The 21,161-nt window shown below is 53.2% G+C and carries 21 protein-coding genes and 1 other RNA gene; 18 read left to right on the forward strand and 4 right to left on the reverse strand.

The window, feature by feature from the left end; translation table 11 throughout:
- The first annotated feature begins 175 nt into the window (after positions 1–175).
- From rplM to sspB, 7 genes are all read left to right on the forward strand, one after another.
- Complete coding sequence (gene rplM / locus Q4491_RS11430) at positions 176–604, forward strand: 50S ribosomal protein L13 (protein WP_027253695.1); 429 nt, start codon at positions 176–178, stop codon at positions 602–604.
- Positions 605–619: 15 nt separating this feature from the next.
- Positions 620–1,012 carry a 30S ribosomal protein S9 gene (gene rpsI / locus Q4491_RS11435; protein WP_027253694.1) on the forward strand — a complete coding sequence of 131 codons (393 nt, stop codon included), beginning with the start codon at positions 620–622 and terminating at the stop codon, positions 1,010–1,012.
- A gap of 484 nt (positions 1,013–1,496) precedes the next feature.
- Entirely contained in the window at positions 1,497–2,087 is a 591-nt protein-coding gene (gene petA, locus Q4491_RS11440; protein WP_120513397.1) for a ubiquinol-cytochrome c reductase iron-sulfur subunit, read from the forward strand.
- Positions 2,087–3,352, forward strand: a complete 1,266-nt coding sequence (locus tag Q4491_RS11445; protein ID WP_192015833.1) for a cytochrome bc complex cytochrome b subunit — start codon at positions 2,087–2,089, stop codon at positions 3,350–3,352. The genes petA and Q4491_RS11445 overlap by 1 nt, the downstream gene beginning before the upstream one ends.
- Positions 3,349–4,086, forward strand: a complete 738-nt coding sequence (locus Q4491_RS11450) for a cytochrome c1 (protein WP_192015832.1) — start codon at positions 3,349–3,351, stop codon at positions 4,084–4,086. The genes Q4491_RS11445 and Q4491_RS11450 overlap by 4 nt, the downstream gene beginning before the upstream one ends.
- A gap of 87 nt (positions 4,087–4,173) precedes the next feature.
- Entirely contained in the window at positions 4,174–4,812 is a 639-nt protein-coding gene (gene sspA, locus Q4491_RS11455; protein ID WP_192015831.1) for a stringent starvation protein SspA, read from the forward strand.
- Positions 4,812–5,306, forward strand: a complete 495-nt coding sequence (gene sspB, locus Q4491_RS11460) for a ClpXP protease specificity-enhancing factor (RefSeq protein ID WP_192015907.1) — start codon at positions 4,812–4,814, stop codon at positions 5,304–5,306. Before sspA ends, sspB begins: the two co-directional genes overlap by 1 nt.
- A 90-nt stretch (positions 5,307–5,396) precedes the next feature.
- Here sspB and Q4491_RS11465 read toward each other — a convergent pair whose 3' ends face one another.
- From Q4491_RS11465 to Q4491_RS11480, 4 genes are read right to left on the reverse strand one after another with little or no spacing between them, the layout of a single operon-like run.
- A complete protein-coding gene (locus Q4491_RS11465) occupies positions 5,397–5,930 on the reverse strand; it encodes a BON domain-containing protein (protein WP_237794624.1) in 534 nt (177 codons plus the stop codon).
- A gap of 2 nt (positions 5,931–5,932) precedes the next feature.
- Positions 5,933–6,523, reverse strand: coding sequence for a phosphoheptose isomerase (locus Q4491_RS11470; RefSeq protein WP_027253687.1), 591 nt, complete (start codon positions 6,521–6,523; stop codon positions 5,933–5,935).
- Between the two features lie 3 nt (positions 6,524–6,526).
- Positions 6,527–6,901 carry a YraN family protein gene (locus Q4491_RS11475; protein ID WP_303457618.1) on the reverse strand — a complete coding sequence of 125 codons (375 nt, stop codon included), beginning with the start codon at positions 6,899–6,901 and terminating at the stop codon, positions 6,527–6,529.
- Entirely contained in the window at positions 6,879–8,711 is a 1,833-nt protein-coding gene (locus Q4491_RS11480; protein WP_192015828.1) for a penicillin-binding protein activator, read from the reverse strand. The genes Q4491_RS11475 and Q4491_RS11480 overlap by 23 nt, the downstream gene beginning before the upstream one ends.
- 61 nt (positions 8,712–8,772) lie before the next feature.
- On the opposite strand from Q4491_RS11480, the gene rsmI reads away from it, so the two are divergent.
- The 11 genes from rsmI to murG all read left to right on the forward strand — a co-directional run bounded on the left by rsmI (position 8,773) and on the right by murG (position 21,160).
- A complete protein-coding gene (gene rsmI / locus Q4491_RS11485; RefSeq protein WP_303457621.1) occupies positions 8,773–9,633 on the forward strand; it encodes a 16S rRNA (cytidine(1402)-2'-O)-methyltransferase in 861 nt (286 codons plus the stop codon).
- Positions 9,634–9,732: 99 nt separating this feature from the next.
- An RNA gene (gene rnpB, locus Q4491_RS11490) (RNase P RNA component class A) lies at positions 9,733–10,114 on the forward strand.
- A gap of 395 nt (positions 10,115–10,509) precedes the next feature.
- Positions 10,510–11,457, forward strand: coding sequence for a 16S rRNA (cytosine(1402)-N(4))-methyltransferase RsmH (rsmH, locus tag Q4491_RS11495; protein ID WP_303457623.1), 948 nt, complete (start codon positions 10,510–10,512; stop codon positions 11,455–11,457).
- Entirely contained in the window at positions 11,454–11,774 is a 321-nt protein-coding gene (ftsL, locus tag Q4491_RS11500; protein ID WP_303457625.1) for a cell division protein FtsL, read from the forward strand. Before rsmH ends, ftsL begins: the two co-directional genes overlap by 4 nt.
- The gene (locus tag Q4491_RS11505; RefSeq protein ID WP_303457628.1) at positions 11,774–13,546 is read left to right on the forward strand and encodes a penicillin-binding transpeptidase domain-containing protein; all 1,773 of its coding nucleotides are present in this window, start codon (positions 11,774–11,776) and stop codon (positions 13,544–13,546) included. Before ftsL ends, Q4491_RS11505 begins: the two co-directional genes overlap by 1 nt.
- A complete protein-coding gene (murE, locus tag Q4491_RS11510; RefSeq protein WP_303457630.1) occupies positions 13,533–15,047 on the forward strand; it encodes a UDP-N-acetylmuramoyl-L-alanyl-D-glutamate--2,6-diaminopimelate ligase in 1,515 nt (504 codons plus the stop codon). The genes Q4491_RS11505 and murE overlap by 14 nt, the downstream gene beginning before the upstream one ends.
- Positions 15,048–16,478, forward strand: a complete 1,431-nt coding sequence (gene murF, locus Q4491_RS11515; protein WP_303457632.1) for a UDP-N-acetylmuramoyl-tripeptide--D-alanyl-D-alanine ligase — start codon at positions 15,048–15,050, stop codon at positions 16,476–16,478.
- Between the two features lie 2 nt (positions 16,479–16,480).
- Positions 16,481–17,563, forward strand: coding sequence for a phospho-N-acetylmuramoyl-pentapeptide-transferase (mraY, locus tag Q4491_RS11520; RefSeq protein WP_027253679.1), 1,083 nt, complete (start codon positions 16,481–16,483; stop codon positions 17,561–17,563).
- Positions 17,564–18,910 carry a UDP-N-acetylmuramoyl-L-alanine--D-glutamate ligase gene (murD, locus tag Q4491_RS11525; protein ID WP_303457634.1) on the forward strand — a complete coding sequence of 449 codons (1,347 nt, stop codon included), beginning with the start codon at positions 17,564–17,566 and terminating at the stop codon, positions 18,908–18,910.
- Positions 18,904–20,112 (forward strand): cell division protein FtsW, encoded by a 1,209-nt coding sequence (ftsW, locus tag Q4491_RS11530; RefSeq protein ID WP_192015820.1) that lies wholly within the window; start codon positions 18,904–18,906, stop codon positions 20,110–20,112. The genes murD and ftsW overlap by 7 nt, the downstream gene beginning before the upstream one ends.
- Entirely contained in the window at positions 20,099–21,160 is a 1,062-nt protein-coding gene (gene murG / locus Q4491_RS11535) for an undecaprenyldiphospho-muramoylpentapeptide beta-N-acetylglucosaminyltransferase (protein WP_192015819.1), read from the forward strand. The genes ftsW and murG overlap by 14 nt, the downstream gene beginning before the upstream one ends.
- Position 21,161: the final 1 nt, after the last annotated feature.

The raw sequence follows: 21,161 nt of genomic DNA on the forward strand, positions 1-21,161 counted from the left end.
AAAAAAGATGATTTTTTCCCCATGCTTCCGTATACTCTCGCGACCCACCGTACCTGTGACGGCGTTATGCCGGGAGTGCCAACCACTCGAAGGGGTGATGACTGGGCTCTATATACAGAGAGAGCGCTTTGCGTTCTTGGAAAGTGAAACTATTTAAAATTGGGTAAGAATTAGCATGAAAACTTTCGTTGCTAAACCAGAAACTGTAAAACGTGACTGGTATGTTGTTGACGCTGAAGGTAAAACACTGGGTCGTCTGGCAACTGAAATCGCATCTCGTCTGCGTGGTAAGCACAAGCCTGAGTACACTCCTCACGTTGACACCGGTGACTACATCGTTGTTATCAACGCTGAGAAAGTAGCAGTTACTGGCGCTAAGCGTACTGATAAGATGTATCACCGTCACACTGGCTACATCGGCGGTCTGAAAACTATCAGCTTCGACAAGCTGCTGGAGAAAAAGCCAGAAGCGATCATCGAAATTGCTGTTAAAGGCATGCTTCCTAAAGGTCCTCTAGGCCGTGCTATGTACCGTAAACTGAAAGTTTACGCAGGTAGCGAGCACAACCACGCTGCACAGCAGCCACAAGTTCTAGACATCTAATTGGGGAACATGACAATGGCAGAGAATCAATACTACGGCACTGGCCGCCGCAAAAGCTCAGCTGCTCGCGTTTTCGTAAAACCGGGTACTGGCAACATCGTAATCAACAAGCGCAGCATCGAAGAGTACTTCGGCCGCGAAACAGCTCGCATGGTTGTTCGTCAACCTCTTGAGCTGGTTGATATGACTGAGAAACTGGATCTGTACATCACTGTTAAAGGTGGTGGTATCACTGGTCAGTCTGGTGCGATCCGTCACGGTATCACTCGCGCTCTTATGGAGTACGATGAGACTTTACGTCCTGCTCTGCGTGCCGCTGGCTACGTTACTCGTGACGCACGTCGCGTTGAACGTAAGAAAGTTGGTCTGCGTAAAGCACGTCGTCGTCCACAGTTCTCTAAGCGTTAATTCAACGCACCAGAGATTTCTCTGGTTACTGTGTACATCAAAGCCCAGCCATTGTGCTGGGCTTTTTGCGTTTACTCGCAAAGAGAAATTGCAGAGTGCCGGTGTGCTGTCAGCGTGCAAGTAGTGCTATGGGCACCAGCCAGGCTAGGGGTGATTTATCCTGAACGGGAGCCTTTGTTAAGGCGCTTAATGCTGTTTTGTCGGCGACATTCAGGGATCTTGTCAAAAAAAATTGAATAATTGACACCATAGTTTGCATTTTTTCATCTTGACGACCAAGGAAATTAACCCCACAAATCTCTCACATTTGCGGTGTTTACCTTGTCTTAAAGTGGGGTTTTCTTTATCATTTGCCGCGATAAATAGCAGCATGAAAATTCTTAATCAATAAGCTGTTGAGTCTTTCCGTAGAAAGTTAGCCGTAAGCTCCAGGGACGCAGATGGAAAGAATAATCCTGAGCGGGAGCACATGGGAGAATGTTGGATGAGCAAAGCGCCAGTAAGTAACGGCCGACGCCGCTTCCTGACTGCGACGACCTCGGTTGTTGGAGGCTTAGGTGCAGTCGCTGTCGCCGTACCCTTTATCAAATCCTGGAATCCTAGCGCCAAAGCCAAGGCTGCGGGCGCGCCAGTTGAAGTTGATATCAGTAAATTAGAAGAAGGCCAGATGATCCGCGTAGAGTGGCGAGGCAAACCTGTATGGGTTGTACGCCGTAGCCAGGCTATTTTGGATGAACTGCCGACACACGATGATCGACTGCGTGATCCGCAGGCCACTGAACCTCAGCAGCCTGCTTACGCACAAAACCAATACCGTTCAGTTAAACCTGAAATCTTTCTTGCCGTCGGGATCTGTACCCACCTTGGCTGTTCTCCAACTTACCTGCCAGATAGTTTCAATGAGCAGGTCAGTGGCGTACCAGCAGGCTTTTTCTGTCCTTGTCACGGCTCTAAGTTTGATATGGCTGGTCGGGTTTTCCAAGGGGTGCCAGCACCGCTTAACCTGGTGATACCGCCTCATATGTTCCTGAACGACAACACGATTTTAGTGGGTCAAGATGAGGAGACGGCATAATGGAAGGCTTGCTGGGTTGGATTGAAAAACGTCTGCCAGTGATGAATGCTTATAAAAAGCATATGTCTGAGTACCCGATGCCGAAGAACTTTAACTTCTGGTATCTGTTTGGCTCACTGGCCATGCTGGTCCTGGTTAACCAAATCCTGACAGGGATCTGGCTGACCATGAACTATGTCCCATCAGGTGATGGTGCATTTGCTTCTGTTGAATACATCATGCGTGATGTGGATTACGGCTGGTTGTTGCGTTATATGCACTCCACAGGCGCTTCGGCGTTCTTTGTTGTGGTATACCTGCACATGTTCCGTGGTCTGATTTACGGCTCTTACAAGAAGCCGCGTGAATTGCTGTGGCTGTTCGGCATGCTGATTTTCCTGGTACTGATGGCTGAAGCCTTTATGGGTTACCTGCTGCCGTGGGGTCAGATGTCTTACTGGGGTGCGCAGGTCATCATTTCTCTGTTTGGTGCTATTCCTGTCATCGGTGATGATCTGACGCTGTGGATTCGTGGTGACTACGTGATCTCCGGTGCAACACTGAACCGTTTCTTTGCATTGCACGTTATCGCACTGCCAATTGTCCTGCTGCTGCTGATTGTTCTGCACATTCTGGCGCTGCACGAAGTGGGCTCTAATAACCCGGATGGTATTGAAACCAAACTGCCGAAAGGCGAGAAAGGTGGCAACTCCCAGTCTCGGTTCAAGTTCCACGAGTACTACAGCAATAAGTACGACATCATTGATTCAGTGCCGTTCCATCCTTACGGTACGGTAAAAGATCTTGTTGGTGTGGCTATCTTCGCTTTCTTGTTCAGTTATGTGATTTTCTTTAACCCTGAGATGGGCGGCTATTTCCTTGAGCCACCTAACTTTGAAGCGGCTAACCCGCTGAAGACACCGGAACACATTGCACCTGTATGGTACTTCACGCCTTTCTATGCGATTTTGCGTGCGGTTCCTGACAAACTGTTGGGTGTAATTGCGATGGGCCTGTCAATTGTAATGCTGTTTTTGCTGCCTTGGTTGGATCGCTGCAAAGTGCGTTCTTACCGTTACCGCAGCAAGCTGCACCTGGCTAACATCGCTCAGTTCACTGTCTGCTTCATTGCATTGGGTATTCTGGGTGCGCTTCCAGCCACTGCGGTATACACCTTGATGGCGCAGATCTTCAGTCTCGGTTACTTCATGTTCTTCGTGCTGCTGTATGTCTACAGCAAGAATGAGGCGACGAAACCGCTACCAGAGAGGGTCACATTCAAATGAAAAAGCTGATGGTTATGCTGCTGGCTCTGTTGCCGTCTCTGGCAATGGCTGCGGGTGGTAATGTTCACCTTGATGCGGCAAACAATGATTTGTCGGACGAAGCTTCACTGCAGCGCGGTGCACGTACTTTTGTTAACTATTGTTTTGGTTGTCATGCCACTCAGTATCAGCGTTACCAGCGTGTAGCGGAAGATCTTGATATCCCGGCAGACCTGATGATGGAAAACCTGATCTTTGATGAAAATGCTAAGATCGGCGATCTGATGACCAATGCGATCTCAGAAGATTACGCCGCGACCTCATTTGGTGCCCCGGCGCCGGATTTGACTCTGGTAGCCCGTGTACGTGGTGCTGACTGGTTGTATACCTATCTGCGTTCTTTTTATGCAGATCCAAGCCGTCCGTTTGGTGTGAATAACCTGGTCTTCCCAAGTGTGGGTATGCCACACGTGCTGGAGGAGCTGCAGGGTACACCACGTAAAGTGTTTGAGACACGCACCATTGATGGTCAGGAAGTACAGGAGTTTGTTGGCCTGGAAACTGAAGGTAATGGTGAACTGAACCCTGAAGAATATGACGCAGTGGTTCGTGATTTGGTTAACTTCCTTGAATATTCGGCAGAACCTATGAAGCTGGAACGTCAGCGTCTGGGTCTGTGGGTGATGGGCTTTATCGTTATCTTCTTTGTTCTGGCCTTGCTGCTGAAGAAAGAATATTGGCGCGATGTCCATTGATCGGGTAATCTAGTGCGTTAAGAAACTCGCAATGGGGGCAAGAGCCCCCGTTGCTTTTTTGTGTATATGAGTATACTGGAGGGGTTGATGGCTGTAGCTGCCAATAAACGCTCTGTGATGACGCTGTATTCTGATGCTTCGGATATGTATAGCCATCAGGTGCGTATTGTACTTGCAGAAAAAGGTGTAAGTGTTGAGATCGAGCTGGTTGAGCCAGACAACCTTCCTGAGGATCTGCTTGACCTGAATCCATACAATTCTGTTCCAACTCTGGTGGATCGTGAACTGGCTCTGTATCAGGCCGGCATTATTATGGAATACCTGGATGAGCGTTTTCCTCACCCACCTCTGATGCCTGTGTATCCGGTTGCTCGTGGTAATAGCCGCCTGATGATGTATCGCATTGAGCGTAACTGGTATTCATTGGCGGAAAAAGTGCAGAAAGGCACAGCTGATGAAGCGGAAAAAGCGCGTAAACAACTGCGTGAAGAGCTGCTGGCTCTGTCACCGGTATTCGCTGAGTTCCCTTACTTCATGAGCGAAGAGTTCAGCCTGGTCGACTGTTACCTGGCTCCATTACTGTGGCGTTTACCTTCAATGGGTATTGAGCTTAACGGTGCTGGTTCGAAAGAAGTAAAGGCTTACATGACGCGCGTTTTCGAACGTGATTCATTCCTTGCATCACTGACAGAAGCTGAGCGCGAAATGCGTCTGGCTGGTCAGTGATGGAGATGGCCGAGATGACCCCGCGCCGACCCTATTTGGTGCGGGCTTTCTATGACTGGCTTGTGGATAATAATCTGACTCCACATCTGGTCGTTGATGCAACACTGCCTGATGTGCAGGTTCCGCAAGAATTTGTCAGCAACGGACAAATTGTGCTGAACCTTGCGCCACGTGCTGTGGGTAACCTTGAACTGGGAAATGATGCTGTTCGCTTCAGTGCCCGTTTTGGTGGACGTCCACATGCCGTGTCAGTGCCTCTTGCGGCTGTTTTGGCACTTTATGCACGGGAAAATGGAGCAGGCACTATGTTTGAACCAGAACCCGGCTATGAATTGGCAAACGGTGAACAAGAGGGGATTTTTGACGCAGCAGATGCTGTCGGCGATGAAGAGCATTTATCACCGGTCAGCCTGACTGATGCTGTCGAAGAGTTTGCCTCAGAGGAAGAACCACCTCGTCCACGCGGTCGTCCAAGCCTCACAGTGGTGAAGTAATCCACTTTGACGGACATAAAAAACGCAGTGTTTCTTTCGAAGCACTGCGTTTTTCTTTATCTGATGTTTCCTGAATACTGATGAAGTGGCTCAGTCCGTGTATTCAAACGCTTTGATCACGTGTTTAACCCCTTCCACATTGCGTGCGACATCCGCAGCAATATTGCCTTGCTCTCTGGTTACAAAGCCGAGCAGGTAAACCCGCTGGTTTTCCGTTGCCACCTGTACCGCTGAATCACGCAACTTTTTACTGGCGATCAGCTGTGCTTTCACTTTGGTGGTTAACCAACTGTCCAGACCGACATCTGAAAGTGTAGGGAGCGGACCAATCTGAAGCTGGTTATAGACCTCTTTCACGCTAGCCAGTTCTTGTACAGCGCCAGCTAATTGCCCGGCAGTCGTTTGATCCACTGCCTGGCCAACCAACAAAACCCGGCCTTCGGTCGATATCGCATTGACCCTGACTTTACCCAGATAAGGTGGCTTGTTGACTAAACCACCAACTTGCATGGCAATATGTTGATCTTGCCATTGTTGCTGCCCGCTGCGGGGATCGGTTTGCAGTATCGTACCGCAACCCTGCATCGACAAAGACAGAATCAAGATGAGAAGCAAGCGTTGCATGATCACCCTTCGTGTTGCGGGAAAAGAATCTGATCAATCAGATCACACAGGCAATGTACCGTCAGCAGATGGCCTTCCTGAATGCGGGCGGTTCGCTGCGACGGAATTCTGATCTCGACATCCTGCACACCCAGCAGCCCGGCCATTACGCCGCCGTCTTTACCCGTCATGGCTATGATGTTCATGTCGCGGGTCAGGGCGGCTTCCATCGCTTTGATGATGTTTTTGCTGTTTCCGCTGGTAGAGAACACCAGCAGTATGTCACCCGGCTGACCCAGGGCGCGAATCTGCTTGGAGAAAATTTCGTCCTGATGATAGTCGTTTGCGACAGCCGTCAGGGTGGTGGTGTCTGCGGTGAGTGCGAGTGCCGGCAGACTGGGACGTTCGGTTTCAAAGCGGTTAATCAGGCAGGAAGCGAAATGCTGGGCATTAGAGGCGGATCCCCCGTTACCACAACATAGGATCTTGTTGCCGTTTAGCAGGCTTTGCACCATCACCTGGGCAGAGCGGGAAATGGCATCAGGCAATGCTTCAGCCGCTGCAATTTGTGTCTGGATGCTTTCGGTAAAGTTTTCTTTAATGCTCTCTAGCATGTTTTACTCTTCAACTAAAGTGTTGGTCAGCCACGAGATTGCGTGGTCAGTCCCTTCTATGGTGACAACATCGAAACGCAGCAGGCTGTGTTCGGTGGAAATGCCTCTTGAATGCAGCCAGTACAGTGCGGCACGCTTGAGGCGTTGCAGCTTGCGCCAATTGACGGCCTCAGCCGCAGAACCGAAACGGTTATGGGCACGGTACTTTACCTCGACAAATACCCAGCAATCACCGTCTTTCATGATGAGATCAAGCTCACCACCCCGGCAGTGAACATTGCGGGCAATGGCAGATAGCCCCTGGCGTTGCAGATACTGCTCGGCCAGCGACTCGTAATGGTACCCCTGACGGCGCTTATTGAACAGGTGCAATGCCATTGGGTGTGAATACCGCCCAGTCTAACTGACGCTGAACAACACAATGATCATCTATGCTCAGCTGGCCGGTTTTACCTTGGGTGCTGTAATGCTCAACCACTTTCATCTGAGGCAGCTCAGTGATCATCCGGTACGCATCCATCCCAAAAGCATGAAGCCGGATGGCACTGTTCTTTTGCCCCGGCCACAGCTGTTCAAATTGCTCTGTGAAGGACTGATCCGGCGCTGCGAGCAGAGGGATATCACTAAATTCAATCCCGGACAGTTCACTGACGTTGGCGTTGTTGTCCGGGTTAGTCCGTGAACTGGCATACAGTTTTGGCGGAGTGACATCTGGATTGATCGCCACTTCGATAAATGGCTTGAGCAGGGTCACTTCATTCCGGTTGGCAATCAGGTACACCGCATCGGTATCGCGACGGCTGCGGGCCTGGGTTTCCAGTGACATACCCAGTACCTGCTCCATTTGCTGGCTGCGGGTCCGGCTGTCGGTTAAGCCAAACACTGCCGCCATCTGGTTCTGAATTTCACGACTGGAGCCAAAGGTCTGACGTTCTGCTTTAGTACCGGTCAGCGTTTCCCATTTCGTCATGAACGCCTGGCTGACCCGTCGGCCAAAGTCATTGGCCGGTGCCATGACCATGGGGCTACGGTGACCTTTGGCATATAAATGCTGCGCGGCTTGCTCGGCTTCCTGCTCGGGAGATAAGGAGAAATAGCAAGTATTGGGCTGGCTTAAATCCAGGTTTTGCGGCTCATTAAGCGCCAGCTCTGTGATATTACCGCCTTCGGTGGACTGGAATTCGGTGATTTTTTCTTTCTGAAGCGGGCCAATCACCAGCTGAATGCCGTCTTGCTGAAGTTTGTTGACAATACTGAACATAGGTTCGGATTCAGTATCGTAAATCGACAGTTCGGTATTCGGGTTACGCTCGGTATCTTCCAGCATGGCATTGAGGAAGCCATCGCGAACGGCTTTGCCCTGACTTTCAAACTTGCCTGACAAAGGCAGCAGGAGTGCGACTTTTTCCAGCTCTATCATTTCCAGACTCATGATAGCCTGCAGTTCTTTCGGCAGGTAGCTGTTGGCCGGGTGCTCCGGATGGTTTTGCAGCCATTGCTCGACCTCGGATTTCAGCCTGACAGGGCGCTGAGCTGAGGTGTTTTTAATCATGCTGAGTTCCACCCAGCCTTGCAGTACGGTTTCATCGGCACTGATGCTGGCGGCTTTAAGCTGGTGGTTATTATACTGAGACAAGTCTTGCCACAGATTCTGCCAGTTGACCTCTCTCTCACTGCTGTTGAGATACTGTGACAGTGAGGTGCGCTCTCTGGCGGCGGCAAAGTGTTGTTCCGTCTGCGTTAACAGCTCGGCACGCAGCAGGTGATAGCGTCGGTACTGACTGTCGGCCAGGGTCCACCAGGGCAGGAAGTTAAGCGTTTCCAGCGCGGTTTTGGGCTGACCTTGCTGGTAGCGCAGGGTTGCACGCGCTAGCTGCCATTCAGCCATTTGCACCGTAGACAGGTTCATGCCAGCCAGTTTATTGGCTTGCTGATCCGCCTGCGGCCAGCGGCCCTCTTTGATCAGTGCTTTAAGAGCCAGTATATGCCAGTCAATGCTAGCTGCACCTTCAGACGACTCTGCTTTGAGCAGGTAGCTGGCAGCGGAGTCAGAAGCAGGCGCCGTGATATCCGCAGAGTAAGACGTTGTCTGAGTGCCTGGCGCTGAACAGCCGGCCAGAATCACGGCAAGGGCTACAGGGGCCAGAATACGTGTTACACTTTTGCGCTTATGGGTAAAATTAAGCATTGAATTCATTCAACTGTGACAAATTACTCTCTATATTAATTGCAGATGAGATCATAGACAAATGAGTGAGACCAATTCGTGCTCGGTGGATGTCGCAACTTTGTACATCGTTCCGACCCCGATCGGCAATTTAGCAGACATTACCCACCGCGCGCTGGATGTTCTGGCCAATGTGGATTTAATTGCTGCTGAGGACACACGCCATACCTCACGCCTGCTGTCCCACTTTGCCATCTCTACCCGCACCTTTGCCCTGCATGATCATAATGAACAGCAGAAAGCGGATGTGCTGATTGAAAAATTGCGTCAGGGCAGCAGTATCGCACTGGTCTCTGATGCCGGTACACCTCTCATCAGCGATCCAGGATACCACTTGGTGACTCGCTGTCGTCAGGCGGGTGTTAAAGTTGTGCCACTGCCGGGGGCGTGTGCTGTGATCACCGCGCTGAGTGCCTCGGGCCTGCCGTCGGACCGCTTCAGTTTTGAAGGCTTTCTGCCTGCCAAAAGCAAAGGGCGGCAGGATACCTTCCGTCTGCTGATTGAAGATCCGCGTACCCTGATATTTTATGAATCACCGCATCGTATTCTCGACTCGCTGGCGGACATGCAGGCCGTACTGGGCCCTGATCGCCACGTGGTGCTGGCTCGCGAGCTGACCAAAACCTTTGAAACCATTCATGGTGTACCGTTAGGTGAGCTGATCCCCTGGCTGGGTGAGGACAGCAATCGTATCCGGGGGGAAATGGTGCTCTTGGTAGCAGGGCACAGGGCCGATAAAGATGCCTTGCCTGCTGAAGCGCTGCGAACGGTAAAGATTCTAGTTGCTGAGTTGCCGTTGAAAAAGGCCGCGGCCATGGCAGCAGAGATTCACGGTGTGAAGAAAAATGCGCTCTATAAATGGGGCCTGGACAATCTGGAATAAGCATAGAGCCGTTCAGCGCTGGCCGTTTTCTCGCCAGAGAAAGTAAGAAGTCTAACTTTCTCTGGTAACTCGGCCGGGAGTTTTATACAATCCGCCGCCTGAGTTGACCAGGTAACCGCTGCTTCGTTGATGTCCTTTGGGAGACTGACGAGGGGGAGGAAAGTCCGGGCTCCACAGGACAGGGTGCCAGATAACGTCTGGGGGGCGTGAGCCTACGACCAGTGCAGCAGAGAGCAAACCGCCGATGACTCGCTTGCGAGAACAGGTAAGGGTGAAAGGGTGCGGTAAGAGCGCACCGCGCGACTGGCAACAGTTCGTGGCACGGTAAACTCCACCCGGAGCAAGACCAAATAGGTCCCTAATGGCGTGGTCCGCGCTGGGGACGGGTAGGTTGCTTGAGCCTGCGAGCGATTTCAGGCCTAGAGGAATGGTTACCACCGCGCAAGCGGTACAGAACCCGGCTTATCGGTTAACTCACTTATTTCGGAAAGGTGGTGTTCGCAACATATGCGGGCATCACCTTTTATCGTTTCAGGGCCTGGGAACCAGAAAGTACGGCTGCATCAATTGTTTGTCAGAATCGCAGTATCTGTCTTGACAACTTTTTTGCTGCCTTCGTACACTTCGTGTTGGTTTTTTGTGGGAAAAAATGACGATTTTGTGGCAAAAATTGCAATTTCCCTGTTGCTTGCCCGACAAGGGCAGGTATAAATGAAAGAGGTGCACATGCATCGAAATCCGACGATTTCGGTGTGTTGCCACTGCTGCCTGTAGCGCAACAGGCAGAGCAGCGGAAAACCAACGACCCAGTAATCTCTGGTGGAGGCATCCGGCCGGTGTCTTCAGTTCGCTTATTATTCAGCTGAATCAATTATTATGTCCGAACAATTTGCTCACGTTTCCGTGCTGCTCCATGAGTCTGTCGATGGTCTAGCCATCAAACCAGACGGTATTTACATCGACGGTACCTTTGGCCGTGGAGGCCACAGCCGTCTGATCCTTTCCCACCTTGGCGAACATGGCCGTTTGTACGGTATTGACCGCGATCCCCAGGCGATTGCAGAAGCCGCCAAGATCAACGACCCGCGTTTCTCTATTATCCATGGCCCGTTTTCCGGTATGGCCGGGTACATGGAAGAGCTGGGCCTGACCGGCAAGATCGACGGTGTGCTGCTGGATCTGGGGGTCTCTTCTCCTCAGCTGGATGATGCCGAGCGTGGCTTCAGCTTTATGCGCGACGGCCCGCTGGATATGCGTATGGATCCGACATCCGGTATTTCTGCTTCTGAGTGGCTGGCCAGCGCCGAGGCGGACGATATTGCCTGGGTCCTGAAAGAGTTTGGCGAAGAGCGTTTTGCCAAGCGTATCGCCCGCGGCATAGTGGAATACCGCAGCAATCCGGACAATGTGCCGCTGGAGCGAACCACCCAGTTGGCTAAACTGATCGCTGACGTTTCACCATTCAGAGACAAGCATAAACATCCGGCCACCCGCAGCTTTCAGGCGATACGCATTTATATCAACAGTGAGCTTGAAGAGATAGATACCGCCTTACACGGCGCGCTGGAAGTGCTGGCTCCTGGTGGCCGTCTGTCAGTGATCAGTTTTCACTCACTTGAAGATCGCATGGTGAAGCGTTTTATTCGTAAGCAGAGTAAAGGGCCTGACGTACCTGCCGGCTTGCCCCTGACCGAAGATCAGATCAAAGCGCTGGGCAGTGCCGATCTGAAAGCCGTAGGTAAAGCCATTAAGCCGACGGCCACGGAGACTCAGCATAACCCGAGAGCGCGCAGTTCTGTGTTGCGTCTGGCTGAACGCCTATGAGTACCCAGCCAGCAGTGGCAGACAGCCTGATTCGTCAGATCGGCCATGATCTGTTATCCGTCGGCCGTGTGCCTTTGGTGTTGCTGGTGCTGGTTCTCATTTCTGCCTTGGGGGTGGTATATATCACCCACCAATCCCGCCAACTGGTCGCGCAACAGGAGCAACTGCTCATTGAGCGGGACGATCTGGATATCGAATGGCGTAATCAGCTGCTGGAAGAAAACTCGCTGGCTGAGCATAGTCGAATTGAAACCCAGGCTGAGAAGGAGCTTGATATGAAGCGTCCTAATGCAGCGAATGAAATTGTTGTCCCGTAATGAAAAAAGCCGCCTCTTCACCTGAACCGCAGACGCCGCGCCCTTCGGCATCCACACCTGCGTTTATTCCCTGGCGTTTCGCCCTGATCTGTAGCTTGGTTGGTTTGGCACTGGTGGGTCTGATAGCCAGAGCCGCTTATATTCAGGTACTGGAACCCGGCAAGTTGATCCAGGAAGGGGATCTGCGCTCGTTGCGTGTGAAAGCCATGCCGTCGGCACGGGGCATTATTTCCGATCGCAATGATGAACAGCTGGCCGTCAGTGTGCCTGTTCAGGCCGTTTGGGCTGATCCGGTGGATATTTATAAGCATGGTGGTCTCTCGGAGCCGGCTCGCTGGCATGCGTTGGCAGATGTCTTGGGGTTGGATCGTCAGGACATGCTTGCCCGGCTGGAAGAGAATAAATCCCGTCGATTCATTTATCTGCAGCGTCAGGTCAGCCCGGCGATGGCGGCCTATGTCGGTAAGCTGAAATTACCCGGCATTGGCCTGAAAGATGAATCCCGCCGCTTTTACCCGGCGGGTGAAGTGAGTGCTCACCTGATTGGGGTCACGGGCATTGATGGTCGCGGACTGGAAGGTGTCGAGCGGACCTATGATGGCTGGCTGACCGGTGAGCCGGGCAGACGCACAGTACGTAAAGACAGGTACGGCCGTGTGGTTGAAAACATTTCGCTCAAGCAGCGCGAGCCGGGCAAACCGCTGGCGCTGAGTATTGACCAGCGATTGCAGGCGGTGGCTTACCGGGCCGTGAAGCAAGCGGTGGTAGATTACAACGCCACCTCAGCAACCATTGTCATGGTCGATGTGCGGACCGGCGAGATACTGGCCATGGTCAATGCGCCCTCGTATAACCCCAATAACCGCGATCAGCTGCAAAGTTTCCGCATGCGTAACCGTGCTATCACAGATGCGATGGAGCCAGGCTCCACCATCAAACCTTTTATCGTATTGGCTGCGCTGGAGAATGGCGTTGCTGATGAGAACACAGTCATCGATACCGGCAACGGGATTATGCAGGTAGGTGGCAGCCGGGTGCGGGATGTGTCACAGGTCGGCAAGGCCGATTTGGCGAGAATCCTGAAAAAGTCCAGTAATATAGGTGTCAGTAAATTATCTTTGTCTATGCCTGTTGATGCGGTGCTGGGTATGTACAGCGGTGTGGGTTTGGGTGAAGCGTCGGGCATTAACCTGATTGGCGAAGCGCTGGGATTGTTCCCGGATCGCCGCCGCTGGTCTGATTTTGAGCGGGCTACCCTGGCCTTCGGTTACGGTATTTCAGTCACCCCCATTCAGTTAGTACGTGCTTACGCCACCTTGGGGGGCTTAGGTATCAACCGGCCACTGTCGATTTTGAAAACCGAAGCTGTGGTGCCGGGGCGGCAGGTGGTGTCGGCAGAAAACACCCGTAAAGTGCTGAACATGCTTGAAGGTGTTACGCAACCTGATGGCAGCGCCAAGCACGCGGCTGTATCTGGTTACCGGGTGGGCGCTAAAACCGGTACTGCTAAGAAAGCGGCGGCCGGTGGCTATAGTGATGAATATATCGCCATGACCGCAGGGCTGGCACCTATCAGTGATCCTCGTCTGGCTATGGTGGTGGTGATCAATGAACCTCAGGGTGATGCTTATTATGGTGGTCAGGTCGCCGCCCCTATTTTTGCAGAAGTGATGGGCAGTGCCCTGCAAATTCTCAATGTCAAACCTGATGCCGGAAAAGGCGATCAGTTGAATATCGTCCATAACAGAGGCAAGTCTGATGCCGGAACCTGATGTTTCAATTTCTTTGGGGGAGCTGTTAGCTTCCTGGTTTGCGCCTGAGGTCTTAGCCGCTTCAGTCTCTGCAGTGCAGGTCAAAGATCTGACCCTCGACAGCCGCGTTGTGGTGCCGGGCAGTATCTTTATTGCCATTAAGGGCCATGCGGTCGATGGTCGCCAGTATATTGATGCCGCGATCCAGGCCGGTGCGTCGGCTGTGCTGGCTCAGGCTGAAGATAACCAGCCAGATGGCGAGATACATTATCACAGTGGTATTCCTGTGATTGCGGTGTGCGATTTGCCGGCAAGGCTGTCCGCTCTGGCCGGTGCAGCTTACGGCCAGCCCGATCAACAGCTGCAGCTGGTGTCGGTCACAGGCACCAACGGCAAAACAACAGTCAGCCAGCTGCTGGCACAATGGGCAGGGTTGCTCGGTCGTACCGCCGGGGTGATGGGTACTACGGGCAATGGCCTGCTGTCCAGGCTGACACCGGCCATGAACACCACTGGCAGCGCCATTGATATTCAGAAAACCCTGGCTGAGCTGGTCAATCAGGGCGCAGATTTTGCGGCGATGGAAGTCTCCTCGCACGGTCTGGTGCAGGGGCGGGTGAAAGCCCTGCATTTTGCGGCCAGTATTTTCACCAATCTTAGCCGGGATCATCTTGATTACCATGGTGATATGGCAAGTTATGCGGCAGCTAAGCAAAGTTTGTTCACGGAACATAGCGCAGGTATTGCTGTCATTAATGCTGATGATGATGTTGGCAGACGCTGGCTGAACGAGTTGCATGACGCGGTTGCCGTCGCGACAGAGTCATCGCATCTGTCCGGGCACAGCGGTAAGGCGTTGTGGCTGACGGCTGTCAGCTATTCCACTCAGGGGGTGACTGTGTCTTTTGATTCCAGCTGGGGGCAAGGCGATTTTACCGCTCCGCTGGTTGGTGCTTTCAATGTCTCTAATCTGTTGTTGTCGCTGGCGACGTTACTGGCGCTGGGTTACCCCCTGAGTGTCTTGCTGGCCACGGCTCCCCGCCTGCAGGCGGTGATAGGTCGGATGGAAGTTTTTCTGGCCGCTGACAAACCTATGATGGTGGTTGATTATGCTCACACCCCGGATGCGCTGGAGAAAGCACTGGCAGCGTTACGCCTGCACTGTGAAGGCAAGCTTTGGTGTCTGGTCGGCTGTGGTGGTGAGCGTGATCGCGGTAAGCGGCCTATGATGGCTGCCGTGGCTGAGCAGTTAGCCGATTATGTGATCCTGACGGACGATAATCCGCGCAGTGAATCACCCCGGGAGATAGTGAATGATATGCTGGCCGGACTGGCGCAGCCGGAACGCGTTCAGGTTATTCATGACCGGGCCGAAGCCTGCCAGCGGGCATTCAGTCAGGCGAAGGCGCAAGATATTGTACTGGTGGCCGGTAAAGGCCATGAGGATTATCAGGTACTGGCGGGGAAAACCATTCACTATTCAGATCGTGAAACCGTACAGGCCTTGTTGGAGACACACTAAATGATTCAGGTGACACTGAGCGAACTGGCAGCGGCGCTTAACGCCCGCTTGATTGGCCAGGATGTCAGTATCGATGCAGTTTCAACGGATACCCGGACAATAGTGCCGGGTACCTTATTTCTTGCGCTGAAAGGTGAGCGCTTTGATGCCCATGACTTTGCTGCGGATGCAAAGGCCAAGGGGGCATCCGCCTTGTTGGTGAGCCGTGAGCTGGATGTGGCTTTACCACAACTGCTGGTTAACGATACCCGCCAGGCTCTGGGCCAGCTGGGCTGCTGGCTGAAAGCAAAAATGACGCGCGAACATGGTCTCAAAACAGTGGCACTGACCGGAAGCTGTGGTAAAACCACGGTCAAGGAGATGGTGGCAGCAATTCTTTCGCAATGTGGCCGTGTGCTGGCCACTGCCGGTAACTTTAACAATGATATCGGTGTTCCCCTGACGCTGCTGCGACTGACTCCGGCACATGAGTTTGCGGTGATTGAGCTGGGGGCCAATCACGAAAAAGAAATCGCTTACACCTCTGCGCTGGTGAAACCCGATGCGGCACTGGTCAATAATCTGGCGGCGGCGCATTTAGAAGGTTTCGGTTCGCTGGAGGGAGTTGCAAGAGCCAAAGGCGAAATTTTCGAAGGGCTGATTGCCGGTGGCACGGCTGTGATCAATCTGGACTCACATGCCCTGGAGCGTTGGCAACCATTGCTGACCGACAAGCAGCTGGTGGGTTTTATTGCGGCGGACAAGGCACCTTTAGCTGCTGATGATTCTGACAGCAATTCTGTCGCAGGGTTCTCAGCCAGCGAGATTAGCGTTAACGGCCACGGCTGCCCTTGTTTTACAATGCACACACCTGCTGGTGATATTTCACTCACTTTGCCTCTGGCTGGCCGTCATAATGTAGCCAATGCGCTGGCTGCGGCGGCGTTGACTATGGCGATGGGAGCCACGTTGGCGCAAGTGGCGTCGGGATTAGCGCAGATGGAAGCCGTTAAAGGACGTGCTTTGGTGCTGGAACCCAGGCAGGGATTGCGTCTGATTGACGATACCTACAACGCCAGTGTGGCCTCAGTGAAAGCCGCTATCGACTTGCTGGCGGATTTCAATGGGCAGCGCTGGCTGGTATTTGGCGATATGGCCGAAATGGGGCAAGAAAGTGAGCGGATGCATCGCGAGATAGCCGATTACGCTCAGCAAAAACAGCTGGATCGCGTCCTGACAGTAGGTAAAGCCAGTGCTATCGTGAGTGAAGTGAACCTGGGACAACACTTCAGTGATAATTTGGCATTGAAGGCCGCGTTGATCGCTCAGGTACAGCAATTTCATCATGAATCCGCACAGGATTCTCAACAACAACAAGAAATAACAGTGTTGGCAAAAGGGGCACGCAGCGCCCGTATGGAAGAAATTATTGCCGCACTGCAGGACTTATAACAATGATTTTTTGGTTAGCAGACTTATTAGAGTCGACTTTTCCTTTTTTCCGTCTGTTTGAATACTTGACGTTTCGCGCCATTATCAGCGTGTTGACAGCTTTGTTTATTTCATTATGGATGGGGCCTCGCCTGATTGCCCGTTTGCAGATGATGCAGATTGGCCAAGTGGTGCGCCATGACGGACCCGAGTCTCATTTCAGTAAGCGTGGCACGCCGACCATGGGCGGTGTCATGATTCTGGCGGCGATCACCATCACAGTACTGCTGTGGTCTGATATCAGCAACCCTTATGTCTGGGCTGTGCTGACCGTTATGCTCGGCTACGGTATCGTCGGCTTTATTGATGATTACCGCAAAGTGGTTCGTAAGAATACCGATGGTTTGATCGCCCGCTGGAAATATTTCTGGCAGTCGGTGATTGCCCTGGTTGTTGCCTTTGCCCTGTATGCCTATGGGAAAGACACGGCAGCGACCCAGCTGGTGGTGCCTTTCTTTAAAGATGTCATGCCCCAGCTTGGCGCGCTGTACATAGTGCTCACTTATTTTGTCATTGTCGGCACCAGTAACGCGGTGAACCTGACTGACGGCCTTGACGGTCTGGCCATTATGCCAACTGTGATGGTGGCGGCCGGTATGGCCTTTATTGCCTGGGCGACCGGTAATGTGAACTTTGCCAGCTACCTCAATATTCCGTATATCAGTAACGCCAGTGAACTGGTGGTGGTGTGTGCGGCCATAGTTGGTGCCGGTCTGGGCTTTTTGTGGTTTAACACCTATCCGGCACAGGTCTTCATGGGCGATGTCGGCTCGCTGGCGCTGGGTGGCGCTCTGGGGACGATTGCGGTATTGGTTCGTCAGGAGCTGTTGCTGGTGATCATGGGCGGTGTTTTTGTCATGGAAACTGTGTCTGTGATCCTGCAGGTGGGCTCTTACAAGCTGCGAGGCCAGCGAATCTTCCGTATGGCGCCGATTCATCATCACTATGAGCTGAAAGGTTGGCCCGAGCCACGTGTGATAGTGCGCTTTTGGATCATCACCCTGATGCTGGTGCTGTTTGCGCTGGCAACACTGAAGGTGCGCTAAATGAATCACTTGGCACAGGCAGGTAACGTTGTGGTCGTGGGTCTGGGTGTAACCGGACTGTCGGTGGTGAACTACCTGACAAGGCAGCCGTCACCGCCGGCAATTCAGGTGATTGATACCCGGGCCCATCCCCCGGGAGAGGATCAATTGCCAGACGGTGTCAGCCTGAGTGCCGGTCAGTGGCAGATGGACTGGCTGCTGGCGGCGGATCTGATCGTCGCTAATCCGGGGGTCGCCCTGAATACGCCTGAGTTGCAAACCGCCATCGCGGCCGGCATTCCTGTGATTGGTGATATTGAATTGTTTGCCCTGGCAGCCGATAAGCCGGTGCTGGCGATTACCGGTTCAAACGGTAAAAGCACAGTCACCAGCCTGGTCGGTACCATGGCCGCTGAAGCGGGTATCAAAGCGGGAGTAGGCGGCAACATCGGCCTGGCTGCCCTGGATATGTTAGAACAAGGTAATGAACTGTATGTGCTGGAGCTGTCGAGTTTTCAGCTCGAGACCACAGCTTCGCTCGAACTGGCTGCAGCGGCCTACCTGAACCTGTCTGAAGATCATATGGACAGGTACGACAGCCTTGCCGACTATGGTCAGGCCAAGCAACGTATTTACCGTCATGCCCGTCTGGCCATTAGCAATCGTGACGATGCGGCGACACTGCCGGATGGCTCATGGCAAGGTATGCGAACCAGTTTTGGCTTTGATGGTCAGGACTACGGACTGATTCAGCACCAGGGTGAAGAGTACCTGGCGGTGCATGGCATGCCTGTGATGCCAAGCCGGGACATTGCCCTGGTCGGCCGCCATAATGTGGCTAACAGCCTGGCAGCGCTGGCGCTGGCAGACGCGGCGGGTATTGACCGTGACGCTGCCTGCCGGACACTGCGCCGTTATACTGGTTTGCCGCACCGTTGTCAGCGTGTGGTACAGGCGCACGGTGTTGACTGGGTCAATGACTCGAAAGCCACCAATCTCGCCAGTACGCTGGCTGCGCTGAATGGTCTGTCCATTCCGGGCAAACTGCATTTACTGGTGGGCGGTGACAGCAAGGGGGCGGACTTTACGCCGCTCAAACCTGTGCTGGAGACCCTCAACGTTCAGCTGTACTGTTTTGGCCGTGACGGTCACCGGTTCCTGACCTTGTCAAATGCCCCGGTCGTGGTGGAAACCTTAGATCAGGCGATGGCACTGGCAGCGTCGGAAGCGAGATCCGGAGACATGATATTACTGTCTCCGGCCTGTGCCAGCCTGGACCAGTATTCTAATTTTATGGCACGTGGCGACGCTTTTGCTGAGCTGGCTCACAGCCTGAAAGATCAGGTGCAGGGAGTGCAGGCATGCTGAAAGGGGTAAAAGATACCCTGTTTGAAATCAGCCAGTGGTTTAGCCGGCCGGCCCCGCCTTGTCAGTATGACAGACAACTGGTGTGGATCAGTCTGTCCCTGATGGTGACCGGTCTGGTTGTGGTCAGCTCCGCCTCTGTGCCTGTGGCCACACGCCTGACAGACATGCCGTTTTATTTTGCGCTGCGCCATGCCTTTTTTCTGTTCTGTGCCCTGATTATTGCCGCTTTCATGGTCCAGGTGCCGCTGGAGCGCTGGCGTCAGCTGAGTGTGCCTATGTTGCTGGTATCGCTGGCCTTGCTGGTGATTGTGCTGGTCGTTGGCCGTTCGGTTAACGGTGCGGTTCGTTGGATTCCGCTGGGGATCTTTAACCTGCAGCCAGCGGAAGTGGCTAAACTCTCGCTCTTTGTGTTTCTGTCCGGGTATCTGGTGCGCCAGTATCATCAGGTCAGACAAAGTTTTTACGGCTTTATCAAACCGCTGGCCGTGCTGGCGCTCATGGCTATTTTACTGCTGCAACAGCCGGATCTGGGTTCCTTTGTCGTGATGTTTGTCACTACAGTCGGCATGCTGTTTATTGCCGGGGCTAAGTTGTGGCAGTTCCTGGCCATGCTCTCGATGGCGTTACTGGGCATAGTAATGCTGATTGTGTTCGAGCCTTACCGCATGCGCCGGATCACCGCTTTTTTGGATCCCTGGGAAGATCCCTTTGGCAGTGGTTACCAGCTGACACAATCTTTGATGGCATTCGGTCGGGGTGATTGGATGGGACAAGGCCTGGGCAATTCCATTCAGAAACTGGAATATTTACCCGAAGCTCATACTGATTTCGTGTTCGCTGTACTGGCCGAAGAGCTGGGGCTGCTGGGGGTGACTCTGGTGCTTTTGCTTATCTTTACCTTGGTGTTCAAGGCACTGTTCATCGGAAAGAAAAGTCTGGAGTCTGGCCAGTTGTTCGGCGGTTTTCTGGCATTCGGCATCGGGTTCTGGTTTGCTTTCCAGACCTTGGTCAATGTCGGGGCGGCGGCCGGTATAGTACCGACCAAAGGGTTAACTCTGCCTTTGATCAGTTACGGCGGATCGAGCTTGTTCATTATGTCGACGGCCGTGGCCATTTTGCTGCGCATTGATCATGAACAACGGCATCAGGCTCGTTTCGGATCAGCGCAATCAAGTGATGAAAATGACAATGAAGAAAAATAAGCGTTTGCTGGTGATGGCTGGCGGCACGGGCGGCCATGTATTTCCTGCGTTAGCCGTGGCCCGTAAGCTGCAGCAGCAAGGCTGGGAAATTCGCTGGCTGGGTACGGCAGATCGCATGGAAGCCGACCTGGTGCCTAAACACGGGATTGAAATAGACTTTATTAAAGTGAAAGGATTACGCGGCCAGGGGATCAAAAAACTGCTGGCGGCGCCTTTTCAGATTGTGGGCGCGATATTGCAGGCCCGCCGCTATATCCAAGCCTGGCAACCGGATGCGGTGCTTGGCATGGGCGGTTATGTCAGCGGTCCGGGTGGCGTAGCAGCCTGGTTCAGCGGTATTCCGGTAATTCTTCACGAGCAAAACGCGGTTGCGGGCCTGACAAACCGCTGGTTATCGCGCATTGCGGCCAGCGTGTTACAGGCTTTCCCCGGCGCGTTTCCAGGCAAACCTGTGGTTGGCAATCCGGTTCGCCGCGATGTGACTGAGCTGGCAGCGCCAGCGCAGCGACTGGCTGAGCGAGAAGGTCCGGTACGGATCCTGGTAATGGGTGGCAGCCAGGGCGCACGAATACTGAACCAGACTGTACCGGCCGCCGCTGCGCAGCTGGGCGGAGATGTCGACATCTGGCATCAGGCAGGTAAAGGAAATCAGGCCAGCACTGAGCAGCTATACAACAAGTGTGGTGTGCAGGGATATAACGTCACTGAATTTATTGATGATGTTGCGGCGGCTTATGACTGGGCCGACCTGGTGGTTTGCCGATCTGGGGCGCTGACCGTCTCTGAGTTGTCGGCGGCTGGCGTCGGAGCGATATTCGTGCCTTTCATGCATAAAGACCGCCAGCAGGCCCTGAATGCGGATCATCTGGTGGAGTGCGGCGCCGCACACATGATAGAGCAGCCGGATCTGACAGCCGATCGTCTGGCACAGCTAATTACAACCTTAGATCGCCCGGCTTTGCTGAGCATGGCCGAGGCGGCGAGACAGGCTGCGATCCTTGATGCGGATGTCCGAGTGGCTGATGTGATTAAGGCGCAGGCTAAGTAAA

The organism is Photobacterium sp. 2_MG-2023 (assembly GCF_030547675.1).
Lineage (GTDB): Bacteria > Pseudomonadota > Gammaproteobacteria > Enterobacterales > Vibrionaceae > Photobacterium > Photobacterium arenosum.